Origin of the sequence: Nonomuraea fuscirosea, from assembly GCF_003001935.1 — a bacterium.
Classification (GTDB): Bacteria; Actinomycetota; Actinomycetes; order Streptosporangiales; family Streptosporangiaceae; genus Nonomuraea; species Nonomuraea fuscirosea.
This window is the reverse complement of sequence record NZ_PVNG01000037.1, coordinates 51,672-72,381: the sequence shown is the minus strand read 5'-3', so window position 1 is coordinate 72,381 and position 20,710 is coordinate 51,672. Positions and strand designations below refer to the sequence as shown.

General features: G+C 66.8%; 18 protein-coding genes and 1 pseudogene. 9 read left to right on the top strand and 10 right to left on the bottom strand.

All coding sequences use genetic code 11. The features are described from left to right. Positions 1–211 (top strand): hypothetical protein (locus B0I32_RS59315; protein ID WP_219912476.1); only part of this gene is annotated, 211 nt, incomplete at its 5' end. A gap of 508 nt (positions 212–719) precedes the next feature. On the opposite strand, the gene B0I32_RS52390 is transcribed toward B0I32_RS59315, so the two are convergent. Further along, on the bottom strand, positions 720–1,280 hold the full coding sequence (locus B0I32_RS52390) for a F0F1 ATP synthase subunit B (protein ID WP_106252633.1): 561 nt from the start codon (positions 1,278–1,280) through the stop codon (positions 720–722). Between the two features lie 653 nt (positions 1,281–1,933). Between B0I32_RS52390 and B0I32_RS52385 the strand changes: the two genes are divergently transcribed. From B0I32_RS52385 to B0I32_RS52375, 3 genes are read left to right on the top strand one after another with little or no spacing between them, the layout of a single operon-like run. After that, positions 1,934–2,986 (top strand): tyrosine-type recombinase/integrase, encoded by a 1,053-nt coding sequence (locus tag B0I32_RS52385; protein WP_245956680.1) that lies wholly within the window; start codon positions 1,934–1,936, stop codon positions 2,984–2,986. Beyond that, positions 2,983–5,322: a tyrosine-type recombinase/integrase gene (locus tag B0I32_RS52380; RefSeq protein ID WP_219912474.1), complete on the top strand. Its 2,340-nt coding sequence runs from the start codon at positions 2,983–2,985 to the stop codon at positions 5,320–5,322. Before B0I32_RS52385 ends, B0I32_RS52380 begins: the two co-directional genes overlap by 4 nt. Then, on the top strand, positions 5,319–5,885 hold the full coding sequence (locus tag B0I32_RS52375; RefSeq protein WP_106252624.1) for a DUF4240 domain-containing protein: 567 nt from the start codon (positions 5,319–5,321) through the stop codon (positions 5,883–5,885). The genes B0I32_RS52380 and B0I32_RS52375 overlap by 4 nt, the downstream gene beginning before the upstream one ends. Here B0I32_RS52375 and B0I32_RS52370 read toward each other — a convergent pair. Beyond that, positions 5,866–7,293: an ISL3 family transposase gene (locus tag B0I32_RS52370; RefSeq protein ID WP_181308742.1), complete on the bottom strand. Its 1,428-nt coding sequence runs from the start codon at positions 7,291–7,293 to the stop codon at positions 5,866–5,868. The two genes, B0I32_RS52375 and B0I32_RS52370, sit on opposite strands and share 20 nt — an antisense overlap. A gap of 967 nt (positions 7,294–8,260) precedes the next feature. Then, positions 8,261–9,550: an IS256 family transposase gene (locus tag B0I32_RS52365; protein ID WP_106252620.1), complete on the bottom strand. Its 1,290-nt coding sequence runs from the start codon at positions 9,548–9,550 to the stop codon at positions 8,261–8,263. Positions 9,551–9,753: 203 nt separating this feature from the next. Between B0I32_RS52365 and B0I32_RS52360 the strand changes: the two genes are divergently transcribed. Next, positions 9,754–10,595 (top strand): IS5 family transposase gene (locus B0I32_RS52360; RefSeq protein WP_106252618.1). Its coding sequence is split into 2 segments (ribosomal slippage): positions 9,754–10,141 and positions 10,141–10,595, totalling 843 coding nucleotides; the frame shifts between segments, so codons are not numbered across the junction. 172 nt (positions 10,596–10,767) lie between these two features. Here B0I32_RS52360 and B0I32_RS52355 read toward each other — a convergent pair. Then, positions 10,768–11,418 (bottom strand): response regulator, encoded by a 651-nt coding sequence (locus tag B0I32_RS52355; protein WP_106252616.1) that lies wholly within the window; start codon positions 11,416–11,418, stop codon positions 10,768–10,770. Beyond that, the gene (locus tag B0I32_RS52350; protein WP_219912473.1) at positions 11,415–12,587 is read right to left on the bottom strand and encodes a sensor histidine kinase; all 1,173 of its coding nucleotides are present in this window, start codon (positions 12,585–12,587) and stop codon (positions 11,415–11,417) included. The genes B0I32_RS52355 and B0I32_RS52350 overlap by 4 nt, the downstream gene beginning before the upstream one ends. A gap of 373 nt (positions 12,588–12,960) precedes the next feature. On the opposite strand from B0I32_RS52350, the gene B0I32_RS52345 reads away from it, so the two are divergent. Next, a complete protein-coding gene (locus B0I32_RS52345) occupies positions 12,961–13,188 on the top strand; it encodes a hypothetical protein (RefSeq protein ID WP_106252613.1) in 228 nt (75 codons plus the stop codon). Positions 13,189–13,441: 253 nt separating this feature from the next. On the opposite strand, the gene B0I32_RS61240 is transcribed toward B0I32_RS52345, so the two are convergent. From B0I32_RS61240 to B0I32_RS62075, 4 genes are all read right to left on the bottom strand, one after another. Beyond that, positions 13,442–13,570 (bottom strand): hypothetical protein, encoded by a 129-nt coding sequence (locus B0I32_RS61240; protein ID WP_281262677.1) that lies wholly within the window; start codon positions 13,568–13,570, stop codon positions 13,442–13,444. 238 nt (positions 13,571–13,808) lie between these two features. Next, positions 13,809–14,096 carry a hypothetical protein gene (locus B0I32_RS57090; RefSeq protein WP_146178648.1) on the bottom strand — a complete coding sequence of 96 codons (288 nt, stop codon included), beginning with the start codon at positions 14,094–14,096 and terminating at the stop codon, positions 13,809–13,811. Positions 14,097–14,168: 72 nt separating this feature from the next. Further along, a complete protein-coding gene (locus B0I32_RS52340; protein WP_106252612.1) occupies positions 14,169–14,339 on the bottom strand; it encodes a helix-turn-helix domain-containing protein in 171 nt (56 codons plus the stop codon). Positions 14,340–14,447: 108 nt separating this feature from the next. Next, a complete protein-coding gene (locus B0I32_RS62075; RefSeq protein ID WP_483870149.1) occupies positions 14,448–14,909 on the bottom strand; it encodes an NB-ARC domain-containing protein in 462 nt (153 codons plus the stop codon). On the opposite strand from B0I32_RS62075, the pseudogene B0I32_RS61905 reads away from it, so the two are divergent. The 3 genes and pseudogenes from B0I32_RS61905 to B0I32_RS52320 form a co-directional block, all read left to right on the top strand. Next, positions 14,794–15,165: pseudogene (locus tag B0I32_RS61905) on the top strand (transposase); the annotation flags it as partial. The gene B0I32_RS62075 and the pseudogene B0I32_RS61905 sit on opposite strands and share 116 nt — an antisense overlap. 262 nt (positions 15,166–15,427) lie before the next feature. Next, positions 15,428–16,804 (top strand): IS1380 family transposase, encoded by a 1,377-nt coding sequence (locus tag B0I32_RS52330; protein WP_106252608.1) that lies wholly within the window; start codon positions 15,428–15,430, stop codon positions 16,802–16,804. Between the two features lie 1,870 nt (positions 16,805–18,674). Next, positions 18,675–19,802: a hypothetical protein gene (locus B0I32_RS52320; protein WP_146178646.1), complete on the top strand. Its 1,128-nt coding sequence runs from the start codon at positions 18,675–18,677 to the stop codon at positions 19,800–19,802. On the opposite strand, the gene B0I32_RS52315 is transcribed toward B0I32_RS52320, so the two are convergent. After that, complete coding sequence (locus tag B0I32_RS52315; protein ID WP_106252605.1) at positions 19,803–20,441, bottom strand: transposase; 639 nt, start codon at positions 20,439–20,441, stop codon at positions 19,803–19,805. Positions 20,442–20,710 lie beyond the last annotated feature (269 nt).

Sequence of the window (20,710 nt, the reverse complement as noted above, 5' to 3'; positions counted from 1 at the left end):
CCTAGAGAAACGCCCTCCAGGTGGACACATCCATGTCACCCCTGGTCAGACCCCGAATCTGCGCCTTCAGCCCGCTGAATTACGCGGAACGCAGGCGATAGAAAAGCATCCGAAGCCCCTGGTTGTGACGGATCTGGTTGTGGTGATCAATCCATCTACCAGGGGTTTCTTACGTCGTCAGGCGAACGCCAGGCTCGCGATCACGCTGTGACCAGCACCCCGCCGCCAGGGGGATGAAATAGCTTCCGTGAATCCGTCGGCCATTGGGCGCGATGACTACCTGTGCTGGCGCAATGCCCATGCCCGGCACCTCGCACGCTGGCCGCTCAATGCCCCGAATGCGGGTCACGTCCGCAGCCACAGAGAGGGGCATCCGCTGAGGCTGACGTGCACTCACCCCGTAGCCAGACCCCCTCACCGAACCGGTGATCGTTTCCGGTCACAGCACGAGACCCCTCCCGCCGCGCACCTGCCGCCCGCGCAGGTCACGCCCAGGCGCCCGCCGTCACGGACTTGGCGCGTGTGGCTGGCAGTCGCACGATTAGCCGAAGCACTGGGGATCGTCCAGATCCAGCCCACCCAGCGCTGGCTACTTCTCACCAACACTTCTGGCCAGAAGCGCACCGCGGCACTGTCCGAACTTACCGGCAAACGCTGCTACTCGACGAAATCCACAAGGCAGCCGAATCCGAAGCCTTTGCTCCTGAGCCTCTGCGCGTTCATTCCGACATCTTGGCGGACGGTCGGCCCGTTATCTCACGAGACCGTCGGTTCTCCAGCTCGTTGAGGAATCGCTCCACGATGCCGGTCTGCCGCACGTCCTCCTCCAATGACTCCCCAATGATGCGGCCCGCCAGGTCGGTCGACAGACGGCCGATCTCCGTGCGGATTTGGGCGAACGCCGCCTGCCTGTCGGCCTCGATCTGGGCGTGCGCCGCCCCGATGAGGTGGCGAGCCTCGGCCTGCGCCTGCGTGCGGAGCTCAGCCCTGATCTGCGCGCCCTGCTCGCGGGCCTCCTCCCGCAGCAGCGCCGCGTCGCGCCGGGCCTCTTTCAGCAGCTCGTGGTATTGCCGCTCCAGATTCCGGACCTCGGCTTGGGCGCCCTCTGCCCTCACGATTCCGCCATCAATCGCGTCGGCCCGCTCGACTAGCGTCTTCTGCAAGCGCGGTACGAGCAGTTTGCCGACGACGAACAGCGTGACGAGGAACACGACGAGTCCGATAGCGGGCTCGTAGTAGTTGTCCGGGAAGAGGGGATTCACGAATGGTCCTTTCGTCATCAAGGTTGTTGGGATCGCGGCGATTACATCCATGCTGGAGCCGATAGGCATCCTCACTGCACGCTTACAGCGGGGAACGAACAGCACACCCGGTGTAGTTTATCGAAGAGACAGCGAGTGAAGGGGTTGGCCTGGGGCCGCTCAATATTTGGCAGAAATGCATCGGAGGTTGGCGGGTTCAATCTTGACTCGGCGGCGGTGCTGAACACTTGACCCGCGTTCTACGGATGTGCCTGCGCCTGGAGCCACGGTAGCGCGCGCCCAGCTCGGGACCAAGGCGGCGAGGTCGCTGGCCAGTCCTCGCCGTACCGAGCCCGCAACCCTGGGCCCTGGTACAGGACGGGCGAAAAGGACTGGCGGCTTAAGTCGAGCGCAGCGCTCGCCGCCCAAGTAAAGGCATGATCGCGAAGTGTCGCTGGAGTACAAACCCCGCCCAAACCTCGGAGGTTGTCACTTCAAGGGCTCTGCCAAGATTCCCGTGGCAACGCTCAGTTTCTAGTGAAGGTGAGAAGTATTCGTTTGCGGAGCAGTTCGAGACCAGCTCGCCCGTACATCTGCCGTTTCAGTAATTTACAAGTTACGTGGAATCAGCCGTAGGGACGATCATGTTCCCTTCGGTCTCGCCACGTACTTGAGGGGCAGTGTTGGGCGCAGTGGTGTTGGAGGAGAAGTGGCCGGTTCTGGGGAGGCACGACAGGGCGGCTGAGTGGCTGCGCATCTGGGTCGATCTTGGCCGGGCGCCGCGGACGGTTGACGCCTACGCGCGAGGTCTCGCGGAGTACCTGGAGGTGTGCGAGCGCGATGGCATCGACCCGATCGCTGCGAACAAGGCGAACGTCGCGGTGTTCGTGCGTGAGCTGTCGTCGCGGCCGAACCGGCGCGGCGCGAACGTGGTGGCCTTGGACTCGGGCGCCGGCTTGTCGAACGCGACGATCCAGCAACGCCTGGTCGCGGTCCGCCTGTTCTACGACTTCCTGATCGAGGAAGGGCTGCGCGAGAGTAACCCGGTCGGCTGCGGCAAGTACACGCCTGGTCGGCGGTTCGGCGGTCAGCAGCGCGGGCTGGTGCCGCGGCTGTCGAAGCTGCCGTGGATCCCGGACGAGCAGCAGTGGATGAGCGTCCTGGAGGTCGCTCGCGGCGAGGGCATCCGGAATCGGGTAATGCTAGCGCTGGCCTATGACGCCGCGCTGCGCCGTGAGGAGCTGTGCTCGCTGCGCACCGATGATCTGGATCCGGCGCATCGGACGTTGCGGGTCCGGGCGGAGACGACGAAGAACCACCGGCTGGAACGGGTAGTGCCGTACTCGGCGGCGACCGGGGCACTCATATCGTCCTACCTGGTGCATCGGGCCACGATCAGCCGGGCTCGAGGTCTGTTGTTCTTGTCGGAGTCGCGCCGCAACCACGCCCAGCCGTTGAGCTTGTGGACGTGGTCGAAGGTCGTCCGCCAGCTTGGCCTGGAGGCCGGGGTGCCGCAGTTCTCCACGCATACGACGCGGCATCTGTGCTTGACCGATCGGGCCCGCATGGGCTGGGAGCTGCACACGATCGCGACGTTCGCCGGCCACCGCTCGACCGAGTCGTCCCTCGCCTACATCCACCTTTCAGGCCGGGACCTGGTCGCCAAGCTGGCCAGTGGGATGGATCACATTCACGCCTGGCGGGTCCAGATGCTCACCGGCACCGCCGCGCAGGCGTCCCGGTGACGGCGGCACCGGCCGGGCCTGCCCGCGGACCAGGCGCGGCACGCTGGCAGTGGCCGATCTCCACGGACATGATTGGCGGTGGCGTCGTCCTGCGCGAGGCCGAGGTGACGGCGATCGGTGAGCTCGGCTTGGGGAACCTCCGACGGCTGAAGTGGCATGACCCTGATGCTCCAGGATGGGCGGCGATCAGAAGGCTGCTGCGGCCCTTGGAGCTGGCCGACTCCAGCCTGGACTCCCCGCCGACCAGCCACCGCTGCCGGGCCACGGCCGATGCGACCGCGGTGCTTTTGCTGCGCTGCGCGCAGAGCGGACGAGCGTATTGGGGCTGGACGGCGGAGGAATGGGTCGAGGTGGTCGGCGCCGATCAGGCCGGTTTTCGCCGGTCGGCCCCGGCTTGGGCCGATGATGCGGTCCGCTCCTATGTGGCCAACCACGCCTACCTGCTCGGCGCGTTCAACGAGTTCCACCGCCTGGGCAGCTTCCAACGGCTCCCGCTGGCCCGGCGAATCTTCGGGCGGACTCGCGTGGACAGCGAGATCCGCAAAGTCCGGGCTGTCCTGGCCGGGTGGGGCTACCAGCTCGGCCGAGACGACGACAAGCTCCTGCCGATGGTGGTCTGCCAGCTGTTCCTACTCAACCGCAGCCCCCACCTGGAGGACCTGGCCACCGAGCCGTTCGACCGAGTCCGGGCCGAACGGCTCTTCGGCAGCGGCGCGCGCCTCAACACCCTGCACGCCGTTCAACGCGCGGTCGCCGCTCTCGGATTCTGCCGCCCGCCGGTCCTGACTACCGGCCGCACCACGCCCAAAGCTGGAGGGGCACCGCAGGTCTGGACGCAGTGGGTCGAACGCTGGCATGCCACCTCGACGTTGACGCCCAACACCCGAGGCGGCGTCCGCTCCAACCTGCTCAAGATCGGCCGGTGGGCCGCCGCGGAGCAGCCCGACGCCGCAGATCCGGCAGCCTGGACCCGGCAGACCTGCGCGTCGCTGGTCGCCGCGTTGGACCGGATGAACGTCGGCGACTACGCCGAACGCACTATCGGCCTCAAGGACCGCTTGGGCAAGCCCTTAGAGGCCTCCACCAAGGCCAGCCAACTCGCCGCGGTCAGGACGTTCTTCCGGGACTGCCAGGAATGGGAATGGCTGCCCCGCCGGTTCGACCCCCAACGGGCCCTGGCCACCCCACGCAGCATCGCGGCGCTACTCGGCCCTGACCCCCGCGTGATCGCCGACGACATCTGGGCCAAGCTCCTCTGGGCCGGCCTGAACCTCGAGCCCGACGACCTACCCGTCAACCAGGCCGGATTCTTCTACCCTCTCGAACTGGTCCGCGCCGTGACGCTGACCTGGCTGTTCAGCGGGCAACGCAGCGACGAGATCGCCCGCCTGAGGGTGGGCTGCATCCGCTGGCAATACGACGGACACAACATCCGCGGCGACGCCTCCGACGTCCTCGCTCGCGACGCCATCTGCCTGCTCGACGTCCCCACCCACAAGACCGGGACGTCGTTCACCAAACCGATCGACCCGCTCATGGGCGAGGCCATCGAGGCCTGGCAGGCCATCCGACCGGCCCAGCCCAAGATGGTCGACCGCCGCACCGGCGAACAAGCGGACTTCCTGTTCGCCTTCCGCGCCCGCCGCGTCCCAGCGACCTACATCAACGGCACGATCATCCCGCTGCCCTGCCGCAAAGCGGGCGTCCCTGCTGCCGACGTCCGCGGGAACATCACCAGTCACCGGGCCCGGTCCACGATCGCCTCACAGCTCTACAACGCCAAAGAACCCATGACCCTGTTCGAGCTGCAGGCCTGGCTCGGACACCGCTCCCCGCAGTCCACCCAGTTCTACGCCAAGATCACCCCGACCACGCTCACCAAGGCCTACGACGACGCGGGCTACTTCGCCCGCAACGTCCGCACCATCGAAGTCCTCCTCGACCGGGACGCCGTCACCAACGGCGCGGCGGCGGCCGGCCAGCCGTGGCAGTACTACGACTTGGGGCACGGATTCTGCAACTACACGTTCTTCGAGCAGTGCCAGCACCGCATGGCCTGCGCCAAATGCGACTTCTATACCCCGAAGAACTCCACCAAGGCCCAACTCCTCGAGGCCAAGGAGAACCTCCAACGCATGTCAGTAAGCATCCCGCTTACTGACGACGAACGCGCCGCAGTCGACGACGGACAAGCCGCGCTCGACAGACTCCTCGACCAGCTCATCGACGTCCCGACTCCGGCCGGGCCTACACCGCGCGATCTCAGCATTCCCGCGACGGCGACGCTCCTCCCGATCGTGGATGTTCGGCAGGGAACCGATAGCTTGCGGCCGTGACACTCGAAGATTTCTGGACGTTCATTCACCGCTCCGCGGCCGAAACGGGGAGCCAGGATCAACGCACCCGATGGCTCACCACCCAGCTCGCCCAGCTACCGATTTCAGAGATCATCGAGTTCGAACTCCACCTCACCGACCAGCGGAAACGCGTGGATACCCGACTCATGTGGGGCGCTGCCTGGCACATCCTGCAGGGCTGGTGCTCAGACGACAGCTTCTGGTACTTCCAACCCTGGCTGATAGGCCTCGGCCACGATGCGTTCGAGCAGGTAGCAGCCAACCCCGACTCCTTGGCGGACCTCCCGCAAGTTCGTCGCCTCGCTGGTCGTCCGAACTCGGACTGGAGCGACGACGAGTGGCCTGAATGGGAACTCCTCAACTACGTAGCTCTCGAGGCCTACGAACGCGCCACCGGCCAAGAGGACGGACTCGACAACGCTCTCGAAGCGCAGGGCCTTCACCGCGTCTGTGATGCATTCCCCGAGGACGAGCGCTGGGATTACGACGACACCGACCAACGCCGAGCGAGACTCCCGCGCCTCACAAACCTACTGGGCTAACTCCAGCTGCCCCCGCCGAGGAACGGTAACTGCTCTCAGGTTGACAGATCTGATTCCACATAATGATCTTGTTAACGACGCCTTCGGTGGGGCCGTTGCTGTAGGGCAGGGTGAGTCCGGCGACGACGGCGTCGTGGTCGATGAGCAGTCCTTCGGCGAAGGAGCGCAGGGGTTGAAGATCGCTGGCGCGGACTTCGTTGATCCAGTCGTCGAGCCGGTGTCCCTGGCGCTGGGTGAGCAGGTCGGCGAAGGTGCGTACGTGCTCGGTGGCCTGCTTCAACTGCAGGCAGCCGTCCAGCACTTCCTGCAGCCGGACCGCGCGGCCGGGGCTGAGGTAGGCCGGGTCGGTCATGATCCAGATGGCGACACGACGGGGCGAGGGCGGCGGCTGGGCGTCTTCGGCGCGTCCTTGGTCCAGATAGCGATACAGCAGCGTGGAGCCGCCCTGATACCCCATCGACTTGATCTCCTTCAGCAGGGTCCATACGGCCACGCCCGGTTCGGCGGCCCGGCGGCTGCGCAGGTGGTCGCGAAACGGGTCGACCAGCGTGGTATCCCGTTTCGTGCCGCCGATCAACTGCTCGACCCGTGGGGCGCGGGCATACTTCTTGACGGTGTTCAAGGCGAGGTTGAGCCGGCGGGCGATCTCGTTGTTCGCCACGCCCTGGCCCAGCAGGGCGTGAATGGTCGCGTGCCGGCTGCGGGTGCGCCGCACCGTGGGACCATCGTCGCGGCCCTGGCCTGTGGCGATGTCGCGAAAGCAGCCCCGGTGGGCCAGGGCGAGTTTCTCGATGGCCTGGCTGAGGTTCTTGAGCAGGTGCCAGCGATCGGCGCACTGCACCGCCTGCGGCGCGCCATTGCGGGCGCCGGCCGCGTACGCGGTCGAGCGGTCCCGGCAGATGAGCTGGACTCCGGGATGCTGTCGCAGCCAGTGGGCGAAGGTGACGCCGAGCCGATCGGGCAGCACGTCCAAGCAGCGATGGGTGACGGCATCGATGATGATGGTGGCATAGCGCTGTCCTCTTTTGATCGCGAAGTCGTCGACGCCGATCGCCGCTGGGACGTCCGGCGGCGGCTCCGGCAATGCCATCAGGGCGCTCAGCACGCTGGTGCGGCTGAGCAGAAACCCGATCGTGGCAAGGAGAGAGGCGCCGGCTCGCCCGGCCAGCGCCAGCGCACACGCGATCACCAGTGCCGTCGCGCCCGGCGTGCGACGCCCGTAGCGGCCGGCCAGGCCCGGCACCTGCTCGTTGAAGGTCTGTCGTGCGCAATCCAGGTTGATGCACACCAGGCGTCGTAACCTCAGCTCGATCATCACGGGCAGCCCATTCACCCGGCGGTCGGCCACGCGCCGCCGGTGATAGCCGTGCACTTTACCCGTGGCCGTCCCGCACGAGGGGCAGCACACCGGGTCGCCCCGGGCGGGCAGTCACCCGGACCTGGCCGTCCTGACGGTCTATCTGCTCAATCTCCACCGCGGCCAGGTGCGGGAAGAGCACATTCACCATGTCACGGTTGCACACCGCTCACGGTCTCATCCAGAACAGCAGAATGTGGATTAAACGACACAGTCCGTCACCACGGGAATCTTGGCAGAGCCGTTGTTCTTACAGTCCCGATCGTCCTAGGTCTGCCCTCGTGAGTCGTCTCGGGCCTGGTCGCTCGCATCGGCACGACCGGACGTCGAAGAGCTGGAGTGCGAACATCTCGCCTGTACAGGCGAGATGTTCGACCGCACCCGACTTCATTCCTGTTATGCCCCGCGCAGGGGTGTATTCATGATCGGTGGTATTTGCTGCGGTCGGCAAGAAGGATTTCCGCCAATGTCAACTGATGTGCGTCATCCTCCTGGTGTGGACGGGGCTGTGGTGAGAGCACGTGCTTCCCGCAGCGCCTCTCGCGTGGCACCGTCGGCGCATCGGACGACAGACCACGCCGTGATCTGGTCCTTCGCCCTGTCCCCGCGTACGTTCAAAGCGTGCCGCCGGCACCGGGCCGGAGACGTCGGTGGCCTGTCGGAGTGTAGGCCGTCCCGGCAGTTTCACGGGCAGTAGGTGAGCAGGAACGCCGGTGGGGTCGGGTCGTAACCGGCGTCGGCCACGTTCAGGATGTGCGTGTCACCTGGACGTCACTGGTCGGCCTCCAGCAGACGTTGGACCACCTCACGGGGCTAGGCGGCGGTGACCGCGGTGGCGTGTGTCCGAGCGAGGTTACAGGCTGACATTGCCACCCCACCGCAGCTCCTCGGTCAGATCGAACGGCGCATCGGCTCGCGTGTTGAGACCCCGTAGAAGTCGATCCGGAACCGGGAGGACACGGCCAGGGACTCGACATGGGCGGCAGAGCAATAGTCAAGACTTGTGGATGGTGAGTTCCTAGGCGGCTGTGGGGACGGGTGATTCTGCGGGACGTTCGACGAGTTTGCCTTCGATGAAGGTGGCGCCGGCGCGGACCAGGGCGACCAAGTGGGCGCCGTTGACCGCGCGCCAGCGCCGCTGGGCGGACTCGATCAGTTTGAAGGCCATGGCCAGGCCGGCGGCGCGGGAGCCGGGCCCTTTGGTGACCTTGGTGCGGTGCCGGACGGTGGCAAACGTGGACTCGATCGGATTGGTGGTGCGCAAATGCCGCCAATGCTCGGCCGGATAGTCGTAGAAGGCCAGTAGGTTCTCGACGTCGTCGGTGACCTTGGCGACGGCCTTGGGGAACTTGGCGCCGTAGGCGGCCTCGAAGGCGGCGAGGGCGGCCAGTGCGTGGTCCTTGCTCTCGGCGTTCCAGATGTCCGCGAGGGCCTTCTTCGCGCCGGGATGCGCCGACTTCGGAAGCGCCCCGAGCACGTTGGCGATCTTGTGAAACCAGCACCTCTGGGCCCTGGTCTGGGGAAACACCTCGGCCAGCGCCGACCAGAAGCCGAGCGCGCCGTCGCCGATCGCGAGCACCGGGGCGCGCATTCCGCGCCGGGCGCAATCGCGCAGCAGGTCGGCCCACGACTCCGTAGATTCGCGGTAGCCGTCGGTCAGGGCGATAAGTTCCTTGCGGCCGTCGGCGCGCACCCCGATCAGCACCAGCAGGCAGAGTTTGTGCTCCTGGAGCCGGATGTTGAGGTGGATTCCATCGGCCCACAGATAGACGTAGTCGACACCGGACAGGTCGCGGGCGGCGAACGCCCGCTGCTCGGCGTTCCATTGCTCGGTGAGCTTGGTGATGACCGGCGCCGACAGGCCGTGGCCGGTGCCGAGGAACTGGCCCAGCGCCGGGACGAAGTCGCCGGTGGACGGGCCGTGCAGGTAGAGCAGTGGCAGCACCTCGGTGATGGCCGGGCTTTTCCGGCACCACGGCGGCAGGATCGCCGAGGAGAACCGCCGGCGTTCCCCGGTGGCTTCGTCGATGCGCTTGTCGTTGACCCGCGGGACATGCACCTCGATCGCGCCCGCGCTGGTCAGCACGGTGCGGGGCTGGTGGTGGCCGTTGCGCACGACCAGGCGGCGGCCGGCCTCGTCGCGTTCGCCGGCGAAGGCGGCGATGTAGGCGTCGACCTCGGCCTTGAGCGCTTCGGCGAGCATTCGGCGGGCGCCTTCGCGCACCAGCTCGTCGATGAGTGTCGGCGTCGGGGCGGGGGTGGTGGCGGCGTGGTCGCCGCCGGTGGGCTCAGGGACTACGGTGAGCACGGGTGTGCCTTTCCGGCCGACGTTGGCGCGTCGGTCATGCTTGTGGATTCACATGATCACCGGGAAGGTACACCCCTTCACCGGTGATCCACAGATCTCAAGCATTGCTCGGGCGGCATCGCTCAGCATACAGATCCGCAGCGCCATGGTGGTGAGCGGCAGCCTCTTAGAGCCACTAACAAAAGGATCTAGGACCGTGTCCCATGGCTCTGCTGGTCGTTGATCTTCGTGTGAAGAAGGGCGAGCAGCTGCCGTGGATCGTGCCGGACAGCTTGTGGGAGCGGATTGAGCCGCTGCTGCCGAAGGTGGAACGACGCCGGCGCCATCCGGGCCGGAAACGGCTGGATGACCGGCTTGCTCTGCAGGGCATCTTGTTCGTGCTCTACACCGCGATCCCGTGGGAGTTCCTGCCTCAGGAGCTGGGCTTCGGCTCGGGGATGACCTGCTGGCGGCGGCTGCGTGACTGGCATCAAGCCGGAGTGTGGGACCGGCTGCACCAGCTCCTGCTGGCCGAGTTGCACGCCGCCGGCCGGCTGGACTGGTCCAAGGCGGTGATCGACAGCTCCCACGTCCGGGCGCTCAAGGGCGGCCCAAAACCGGCCCGAGCCCGGTCGACCGCGCCAAGCCGGGCTCGAAACACCACGTCATCACCGAAGGCAACGGCATCCCCCTCGCCGTCTCTCTGACCGGCGGCAACCGCAACGACGTCACCCAGCTCATGCCGCTGATCAAGGCCATCCCGCCGGTACGCGGTCGCGTCGGCCGGCCGCGGAAGCGACCCGACTGCCTCTACGCCGACCGCGGCTACGACCACGACAAGTACCGGCGCCTGGTCTGGCGCACCGGAATCAAACCCGTCATCGCCCGACGCGGCACCCCACACGGCTCCGGCCTGGGCATCCACCGATGGGTCGTCGAACGCACCATCGCGCTACTGCACTGGTTCCGCCGACTGCGCATCCGCTGGGAAATCCGCGACGACATCCACGAAGCGTTCATGACCCTCGCGGCCGCGATCATCTGCTGCCGCCACCTCGTTCGCTGATCTTTGTGTTAGGACCTCTTAGCGACGCACATGATCACGCCATGGCCGTCTCACCGTCCCGTGATCAGCCGAAGTCACCGCAGCTCGACGAGCCACTCGATAGGTGCAGCTGGAAAGATCAAGGTAAGCGGCGTTGAAGGGAGACCACGCTGAAACGTCGTGCCCGCGTTCCCTATTCGTCCGCCAGCCCGTTCTCCTGCGCGACGATGGCCGCCTGAACCCGTGAGCGAAGCTTCAGCTTCGACAGCACCTTCGACACGTGGGTCTTCACGGTGGTCTCGCTGATGAAGAGTGTGGCCGCGATCTCCGCGTTGGACAGGCCCTTTCCGAGGTAGATGAACACCTCACGCTCTCGATCGGTCAGCTCGTCCAGGCTCATGGCCGGCTTGGCCGCAGGCGGCTTCTGAGAGGCGAACGCGCTGATCAGCTTGCGCGTGATCTGCGGGGCGAGCACACCTTCTCCCGCGGCGACCCGATGCACCGCCTCCACCAGGCTGGTGGCCTCCACCGTCTTGAGCAGGAAGCCGGCGGCGCCCGCCCGAAGCGCCGCGTAGACGTACTCGTCGAGGTCGAACGTGGTGAGCACGAGCACCTGACTCAGCTGCTCCGCGACCAGCGCGCGGGTGGCGGCGATGCCGTCCATCCCGGGCATCCGCAAGTCCATCAGCACCACATCCGGGCGCAGCGCTCTTGCCCGATGAATGGCGGACGCACCATCGGCGACCTCGCCCACCACCTCGATCCCCGGTGCGTTGTCCAGAAGCAGCACCAGCCCAGTGCGGATGGCGGCATGGTCGTCGGCTATCAGAACTCTGATCGTCATGGTCTCGCCTGCAGGAGGGGCAGAACTGCGCGTACCTGCCAGCCAGCTCCCGACGGACCGGCGGCGAGAGAACCGCCGACCGCTGTCGCACGCTCGCGCATGTTGAGCAGGCCGGTGCCGGTGCCGTCGCCGCGCCTTGACGCGGCTGGCAGATCGTTCACCACCTCGACGGTGAGCGAGCCGTCGAGGAGCCGGATCTCCACCCGCGCCCGCGCCTGCGGCGCGTGCTTCATCGCGTTGGTCAGCGCCTCCTGCGCGATCCGGTACGCCGTGAGGTTGACCGCCGCCGGCAAGGTGAACGACTCGTCGATATCCGAACGCACCTCAATGGCCATCCCGCTCGCTCGCGCCGAGTCCACCAGGGCCGACAGCTCGGAGAGTCCGGCCGGGGCGACGGTCTCGTCTCTACCGCTGCCGTCGGCGCGCAGTAGCTCGATCATCGCACGCATCTCCTCCAGCGCGCGCACGCTGTTCTCCCGTACCGACGTCAGTACCGACCGCGCCGCTTCCGGGGAGGCGTTGCCGAGCGACAGCGCGGCTTCGGACTGAAGGGCGATCGCGGACAGATGCCCGGCGATCACATCGTGCAGGTCACGTGCCATCTTGGCGCGCTCCGCGGCGACCGCGGCACGCTGGCCCAGCTCGCCGATCCTCGTCAGTTGGATCGCGCTCCTGCGCTCGGCGCCGGCGATCTCCTTGTGCTGCCGGATGTTCGTCGCCCACCACATGGGGATGACGAAGAAGGGCAGCACCGCCAGCCCGGTCACGATGGCCGTCCGGATGTTCGGCGTGAGCACTGTCATGACCCCGACCGACGCGATCGTGATGGCCGACGTGATCGGCACCATGTTCCGGCTGAGCTGCCGGGGGCCGTACAAGGTCGCTGCGTAGAGCAGGTCGGCGAACACGATCAGCGCCGCCATGCTCGCGCCGAACACGCCGTCGGCGGCCAGCAGCGCGAATCCGACCGTGAGCGCCGCGATGGGCGCCCGGCGCCGGAACAGCTCCACGACACAGATGCACCCGAACAGGATGGGATGCAGCCACGGCGGCGCGGTGAGGCCGGTCTCGAACAGCGGGAACCAGCCGATGACAAGGAGAAGGACGCCGATGGCGACCGAACTCACGGTGACAGCCACATCCTGCTGCCACTCGGGCAGGCTCCTCAACCGCACGGTCGTGAGCGAAACGCGAGGAGGCACAGGGACATCCCAGCACAGCCTGGCATGTGGCACATCATACGAAGTGATGAGGCCGACTCGTCCGACTCGCCGATAGGCACAGCCGGTCTACCGTGACCATGCTTGTGCAGGTCACTGAATGATTTCGGCAGGAGCGGGGGCAGGCGCAGCGGGAGCGCGCACGAGAAATCGAACCGGTCGGGCTGGCGACGATACCCGCTCCGGCGTCAGGGACGCGGCGGACGTGCCCATGGGGCTGTGCCCGGATCGACTCCTCGAGGGAACCCTTGTCCCGCTACGGCCGACGCGGCACCGAGGGCGCGTACAAAGGCCGCAGGTAACTGCTGAACAGGAGATGATAATGACCGAGAACAGCGAGAAGCGCGGCAAGGACAGCAACCGCAAATGGGCGCCCTGGTACATCTACGTGGTGTTCATCGTCGGTGGTAACTACATCAAACAGGGTTATCTCGAGGACGCGCCGGTGATCGTCAACGTGATCGCGACCGTGATCGTCGCGGCCGCCATCTTCGTCCTCATCACTGCGGTCTACCGGAGCATTTTCGCGGGCCGGCAGCGGCGGCCCTGAGAAACAACCGGCAACTGGCGCATACCCCGGTCGTGCGGTCGCGGAGTGGGTCCCAAGCGCCGTCCACTGTCATGGGAAGAGAATCCTCCCCGAGCGGGCCCTCGCCGCATGGGAGGGATTCGAGGATCTCCTTGGCGCTCGACCTGGTTGATTCAGGAGGCGCCGGTCGGTGTGGATTGCATGTGGAAGCGAGGACGACCAGCCAGCCACCCGCTGACCGCCGGTGTGGTGTGAGCGCCGGAGTTGTCGCAGATCAGGTGGATGTCCAGCTCGGCCGGCACGCTGTGTCGATGGTGGGAAGGGACTTGTTGAACTCGGCGGCGCGGTGCCGGCGGTGCAGTTTCCCGATGACGCTTCCGTCGGCGATGTTGAAGGCGGCCAACAGGCTAATGGTGCCCTGACGAAGGTAGTCGCGGGTGCGCCCGCCCAGTCATGCCCGGCATCATCGGCAGCACCGGCTGCGGCCGATCCAGCGTCTGGGTCTGCGACTTGTCATCGACGCGCAGCACCACCGCGCGTTCGGGCCGGGTCGTGATACGGATCCACCACGCCGACGACCTTCTGGCGCGAGCAGCAGATCGGCCGACAGCTTGACCGTGCTCGTGCGGTGCTCTTCGAGGTCAAACGCCCGCCAGTTGCGGCCGATGGTCGACTCCGACAATCCGCTGCGGCACGTCATCGAGGCGCGCTATCCAGTGCATGGCGCCGGCCGGGGTCTCCTCCAGCGTCGCCACCACCACCCGCTCGACCTGGACCACGCTCATCGACGGCGGGCGGCCCGGGCACGCCTCATCGATCAGCCCGTCGGCCGCAGGAACCGCTGCCACTTGGAGACCGCACCCACAACTGCTCAGCGACTGCTTGTTGTCCTTTCCGTCCGCGCATCCCAGCACGATCTTCGTGCGCATCGGCCAAGACCTGAGCTGACGTGGCCCGCCGCGCCCATCGCTGCAGCAGTGCTCGCTCGGACTCCGACACCGTCAGCTCCGCCTTGGGCCGGGCCCGTGCGCGCCCTCGTCGGCCAGTGCCTCCACCCCATCCCGGGCGAAAGCCGCACGCCACTTGCGCACCGTGCTCTCCACCAGGCCCAGATCCCGCGCCACCTGCGCCGTGCTGATTTCCTGTCCTGCCCGCGCCAGCGCGATCCTCACCCCGGACCGCTACCCTCGACGACTCCGCGGACATGCCGATCAGCCGAGCCCAGGTCAGCAGGATGAGTCGCCTGACCGATCAAGTCGGCCAGCAGGTGCGTGGCTTCGTCACGCCGCAAGGGCTCCAGCATCAGAAAGCGGGGCGTCATCCAGCGCGGCCAATCCCCAGAGGTACGTTCCCGAGGTGACCAGAACCGCACACCGGGAAGTTCCCGGCAATAGGGATCTGACCTGGGGCGCGTCGAAGGCATCGTCCAGCACCAGCAGCACTGAGCAGTCGGCCAGCAGGGCGCGCAACCGTGCTGCTCGCGCGCCAAGCCCGTCAGGATGTCCGCCCGGGTCGAGCCTGGCGGAGATCAGCATCTCCGCCAGGACGTTCGCCGGGTCGCGAGCTCTTCCATCAGAAGTCCTCAGCCGGACGAACCAATGCCCGTCCGGGAAAGCGGTGCGGACGATGTGCGCGACGTGGACGGCGAAGGCCGTCTTCCCTGTTCCAGGTCCACCGCCCACGACCACGATCGGCAAGCGGCACATTGCGGTGGATACGCGCGGGCTGCTGCTGAACGCGATCGTCACCCCGGCCGACCTGCCCGACCGCGCCGTCGCGCGGGACATGCTCACCCGGCTACAGCTGCTCAACCCTCAACTGACCTTGGTCTGGGCCGATTCCGCCTACGGCGGCGAGCTGGTGGAGTGGGCTAGAACCCGGCTCCGCCTCACCCTCAAGATCGTGTCACGGCCCCGGAACAAGGCCGGGTTCGTCGCGCTGCCCCGGCGTTGGATCGTCGAGCGCACGTTGTCGTGGATCATGAGGGCGAGCAGGAACTGCCGGGACTACGAACGACTGGCCGCGCACAGCGAGGCATTCCTGAACGTGACGGCCGTGACCTTGATGACCAGACGCCTGACCCGCCGACGCGCGCCCACATCCGCCACGGCGCCCACCCTGACGGCGACGACCGCTAGCCTCGGGCTTTCGCGGTGGATTTTGCGAGGGTTGATCGACTACATGAGAAAAGTGCTTCTGAGCTGGGAGGATGGGGCTTGTCTAGAGTCCTGTCCGCGCCAGATCAAGAAGCACTTTCCACGTGAAGACTATCGCCTCCCACCGCACGATCATCGCCTCCGCCGACGGCACCGGGCTGCTGTCCCATGCCGGGAGCCTGTTGCTGCTCAAGACCCTGCACGTCACCGGCCTGGACCGGGCGCTGTCCGCCCAGCTGGAGCGCTGGCGACCGGCCCGAGCGGTGCATAACCCCGGCAAAATCGTGGCCGATCTGGCCATCGCTCTCGCTCTGGGCGGGGACTGCCTGGCCGACATCGCCCTGCTGCGTGCCCAGCCCGACCTGTTCGGCCCGGTGGCCTCCGACCCGACCGTCTCTCGCCTGATCAAACACCTCGCCAGCGATGAGGGCAAGGCGCTCAAGGCCCTGCGTGCGGCCCGCGCCCTCGCCCGCGAACGCGCCTGGGACCTGGCCGGACCTGCGGCGCCGGGCAGCGACGGCGAGCTGATCCCCATCGACCTCGACGCCACCATCGTCATCGCCCACTCCGACAAACAGCACGCCGCCCCGACCTGGAAACACACCTTCGGCTTCCACCCGATGACCGTCTTCGCCGACCACGGCCCCGGTGCCTCCGGCGAACCGCTGGCCATCGTGCTGCGGCCGGGCAACGCCGGCTCCAACACCGCCGCCGACCACATCGAGGCCACCCGCCTGGCCCTGGCCCAGCTGCCCCAGCACCACCGCCGCCAGGTGCTGATCCGCACCGACTCCGGCGGCGGCACCCACGAGTTCCTGGCCTGGCTGACCAAGCCGGGCCGGCGGCTGTCGTACTCGATCGGATTCACCCTGACCGAGGAAATCCAGCAAGCGGTCCTGCGCCTGCCCAAGTCCGCGTGGACGCCCGCCTACGACGCCGACCGGCAGGTACGGCCCGGCGCCTGGGTGGCCGAGCTGACCGGCCTGCTGAAGTTGCCGGGCTGGCCGAAGGGCATGCGGGTCATCGCCCGCAAGGAACGCCCCCACCCCGGCGCACAGCTGCGCTTCACCGACGTCGACGGCTGCCGCGTCACCTGCTTCGTCACCAACACCAAACGCGGTCAGCTCGCCGACCTGGAACTCCGCCACCGCCGCCGGGCCCGCACCGAAGACCGCATCCGCTGCGCCAAGGACACCGGCCTGGCCAACCTGCCCCTGCACCACTTCTCCCGCAACCAGATCTGGTGCGAACTCGTCGCCCTGGCCTGCGAACTCCTGGCCTGGATGCAGATGCTCGCACTGCCCGGCACCACCGCCCGCAGCTACGAGCCCAAACGCCTGCGCCTGAGGCTGTTCGCGGTGGCCGGACGGCTGGTGCGCGGCGGACGCCGACTACGCCTGCGCATCGCGGGGCGATGGCCCTGGGCCCGTGACATCCTCGCCGCACTGGCCCGCCTGCAAGCTCTGCCCGCACCAACCTGACCAGCCCCAAGCCGCCCCTACAACCAGGAAGGAACACCCTCGGGCCCGTGGAACCCCGCCCACTCGGCGCGACAGCCGGGCCCGTGAGCTGACCACAGCACGCAATTCAACCCTCAGCCGAACCGCTTAGCCGACCACGCCGTGATCGTGAAAGATCGAGGCTAGTGTTCCGCGCCTGAAATTTGCCGGATAAGTCCGTATGTTGCTCGGTATGGCGCATTCAGGATCGTCGGCAGTGGAGATTCGCCTGACGGAAGTTGAGCGTGCTCGGCTGATTGGCATGTCGGCGGAGGCATCGCGAGTGGCGATTCGGGCGAAGATCGTGCTGGCGTGTGCGGAGCCGAGGGTCAGCAATGCTCAGGTGACGCGGGAGTTGGGCACGCATGGTGCATAAGAGCGTCCAGTCCCTGGAGAAGGACATCCGGAGCTGGATCGCTCAGTAGAACGACGACCCGCGGCCGTTTGTGTGGAAGAAGATCGCCGAAGAGATCCTCGAATCCCTAGCCCGATATTGCCGACGAATTTCAGGCGCGGAACACTAGTTACTGTTACGTCCAGGCGTCACGCCGTGACGCCTGGAGAACGCGTGGCGGATCACGAACGCTGCCGTCCTGCGTGCGCTCGAAGATCGGCCAGCCACTTCGGCACCTCTCCTCGCCGTTCCCGCCAGGCCGCGGTGCGGCAGTGCCGGCTGCAGTAGTTGGCGTCGGCGCGTTACTCACGCCCGCCCACTAGGTCCGCCCGCACACCGGGCAACGGGCCTGTGGTCGGTGCTGCTGAATCTCCTGAGTCGTCGGCCCCCGACCAATGCTCCGGGCTACCAAGTCTTCCACCGCCGCCGCGTACTCCGCGCTCGCTCGGCGAAGCTGGCGCCACTGCTGCGCCCGGCACGCTGGCGAGCAAAACCTGCGCGACGACCGCGAGCCCTCCGGCAGGGAGAGACCGCAGTTCGCGCAGGTCCGCACTGCCGCGCGCTGGGCCACGCCATCGATTGTCGCAGTCAGCAGCTGATTGGGCTGAGAACCGATTAGGCAAAGTTGTGACACTGGCTGCAGAGGGTTGACGCCGCCCAAGGCGGCACAAAGCTTCCCTGCGTGGTGACAGCCAAGCCACCCAAGGCTACGGCAGCAAGCACTGCCAATGTAATACGGCGCATAACGTCCTCCTTGAACACTGCTCCATTTAGGACGCCTGACCCTGTCACAGTCCACCACGCGGGCGACACATAGCGGGCTGCCATTTTGCGTCGTTTTCCAGCCACAGGAGATTCCTTCGACTACAGAAGGCGCCCGATCCCGAAAGCACGCCAAGTCGTCCCGCCGACGCCGCTGTCCTGGGGCGCTGGTTGGCATATCGAGGCTTGCCTATCGACCAAGGACCAAGATCACAGGTTTAGGAACAGGCACTACAATAAGTGAGCCTGGTCACGCTCGTGCCGTCCAGGGGTAGCGCACGCACCCGCCCCACGAGCATGGTCCGGCGGGCATTCCTGCCAGAACTCGCCGCGGCAACGCCAGATCTTAGACGGGGCAGAAGCGCTTGCTTCGACGTTCGTAGAATTTGTTGCCCATCTGAGTGCGTGTTTGAGAAGGTGGTTCACATGTGGCGTCAACGCTGGGCATGGCCAGGCAAGGATCGTGGACTTCCAGACCTCCCTTATTCAGGGTCTAGTCACTTCATGTCCATGTCAGCGGAGGGGAAAGGGTAGGGAAGGATGCGAGGACTGGCCGCCGCCGTCCGGCGTGGCGCGATAGGGCTGGTCGTGTTGGCAATGGCCTGCGAGGCGGGCCGACCGTCCGCACCGCCGCGGACGACCGACAGGGCGGGGACACCGATTACGGCGCACGAGTTCGGCACGCGGTTACCGGGCATGCCCACCCCGCGCGCGGGCGGTTGGCGTTATGTCTACGTCGGCACTCAGCCACTCAAGCTTTCGGACGTCGTGGCCACCGGGCCCGAGAATGTCTGGGCGATCGGTTGGCACAAGGGGACGGTCAATCTGCTGACATATGACGGCCGGGGATGGCGATCGGTGGCATCGCCGTTACCGCCCACCCGGTCGAACGAAGACGTGCTTCTCGGCGCATCAGGGCCTCGTGACGTTTGGTTGCTCCACACCGGGGCGAACGGGACGATGGTCTTCCGGTGGGACGGCCAACAATGGCGTGCCGGCGTGGGACTCGCGTTTCCCGTGCTGAGTGTGAAAGTGGTGAGCGCCAAGGACGTGTGGGCGGTAGGAGGGCGGCTGATCTGGCATTGGGACGGCCAACGGTGGGATGGTTCTCCGCTGCCCGCAACGGCGAACCATGACGTCCCCGTCAGCGACCCCCAGGTGCTCACCGGGCGGCAGGAGCCGATGACGGATGATTCTCCGCTGCCCGCAACGGCTTCCGCGCTGGACGTGTCCGGATCCAGCGTATGGGCGGTGGGATTCAGGGAGAATGGCCCTGGCATCGCAGGCGAGCAACTGACCCAGCCGGCCGCGATGCGCTGGAACGGCCGCTCCTGGCGCACCACCAAGACTCCCATCTACACCTACCCCACCACGCCTCCCGAGGCTGGGGCCAGCCTGGACAAGGTCGTCGCCGTGGACGAGGACCACGCATGGGCCCTAGGAGAATACTCGTGGAACCATGGAGAGGGTGGCTGGGAGCCGAAGGAGCCCCCACCCTACTTGCTTCACTGGGACGGCCGCGCCTGGACCGAGCGGAAGTCAGCCGCTTTGCGGCCGTACTGCTGCGATCACCTCATCGGGGACGGCGCTGGAGGCGTCGTCATCGGCGGCGATACCCTCGACGACACCTGGCACGTGACCTCCTCCGGCGTCACTACCCGTATCCCCCGGATGCGGGCCTCCCCTGACACGTACGCCGGCATCCGTGCCCTGGCCCACATCCCCGGCACCCGCACCATCATGGCCATCGGCACACTGAAAATCGCCGATCAGGACCATCCGGCGATCGCCATTCGGGAACCGGCGCCGCCGGGCGAAGACTGATCATGCATATATGAGCGGCAGCCGACTCTTGTGAGGCGGAGCCCGCAGCGGGCAGTGGCCGGCTGGCCCAACGAAGTGCACCAGCCCCGGGATGCGTTGATGGTGCCGATGCCGTGCGGCGCATGGACTTCGAGCCGTCTGAGATGGCTGATCAGTATCAGTCACAGATGTAGCGCGGTTGTGGTGGGCAGGTCTTCCTCGGGTGAGGCGGCGAGCCATGCCGGCGATGGCAGCCCAGCGGATGACCGCCTCGGAGACGGCGGGGTCGCGTTCGTACTCACGGGCCGATCGGCGGCAGGCGGTCTGCCAGGCCAGCGTTCTTTCCACCACCCAACGGCGGGAGATGACGCTGAAGCCGCGCTGGCCAGTAGGCTTGCGCACGATCTCCAGGGTGGTGCGCAGGGTCTGGCGGCTCCAGTCCACCAACCGGCCGGCAAACCCCTGGTCAGCGAAGACGTACCGGATCGGCGTGGTCAGGTACGCCGACAGCAGGGCGGTCTTGGCACCATTAGGGTTACGCCAGCTGGCGGCCAGCACCGCGACCGTGACCAGCAGGCCGCTGGTGTCGGTGATGATAGGCCCTGCCCCGGCGAGGGCCCCTCTCCCCGCCAGGAATCCCGCCACCAAGATCTCTGCCATTCGACATGGCAATCGAGCCAGTGCTGCTCGGCGTTCCCGCTCGCCTGGCCTACCCGACTGCCGGGCGGTTCGTTCATCTCCGCCCGGGGGCCGCTCACTCCATCCGCGTGCCGGGCATTCCCCGGGTTCGCGAGCCCTGAAGTCGCTGGGCGGGTAACGGTGGATCCACCATCTCCGGTCCGCTGTTCGTCCAGTGCAGGAACGTGCAAAGCGCCGCCCGGTAGCCGCCGCTGGAGTCTGACTCGCCGCCCCCGCGAAGCTGGATATCG

Coding starts and splice junctions, on each gene's coding strand:
- B0I32_RS52390 (WP_106252633.1), bottom strand. CDS start 1,280: ATGACGAAAGGACCATTCGTGAATCCCCTCTTCCCGGACAACTACTAC.
- B0I32_RS52355 (WP_106252616.1), bottom strand. CDS start 11,418: ATGACGATCAGAGTTCTGATAGCCGACGACCATGCCGCCATCCGCACT.
- B0I32_RS52345 (WP_106252613.1), top strand. CDS start 12,961: ATGACCGAGAACAGCGAGAAGCGCGGCAAGGACAGCAACCGCAAATGG.
- B0I32_RS57090 (WP_146178648.1), bottom strand. CDS start 14,096: ATGCGCACGAAGATCGTGCTGGGATGCGCGGACGGAAAGGACAACAAG.
- B0I32_RS52320 (WP_146178646.1), top strand. CDS start 18,675: ATGCCCACCCCGCGCGCGGGCGGTTGGCGTTATGTCTACGTCGGCACT.
- B0I32_RS52315 (WP_106252605.1), bottom strand. CDS start 20,441: ATGGCAGAGATCTTGGTGGCGGGATTCCTGGCGGGGAGAGGGGCCCTC.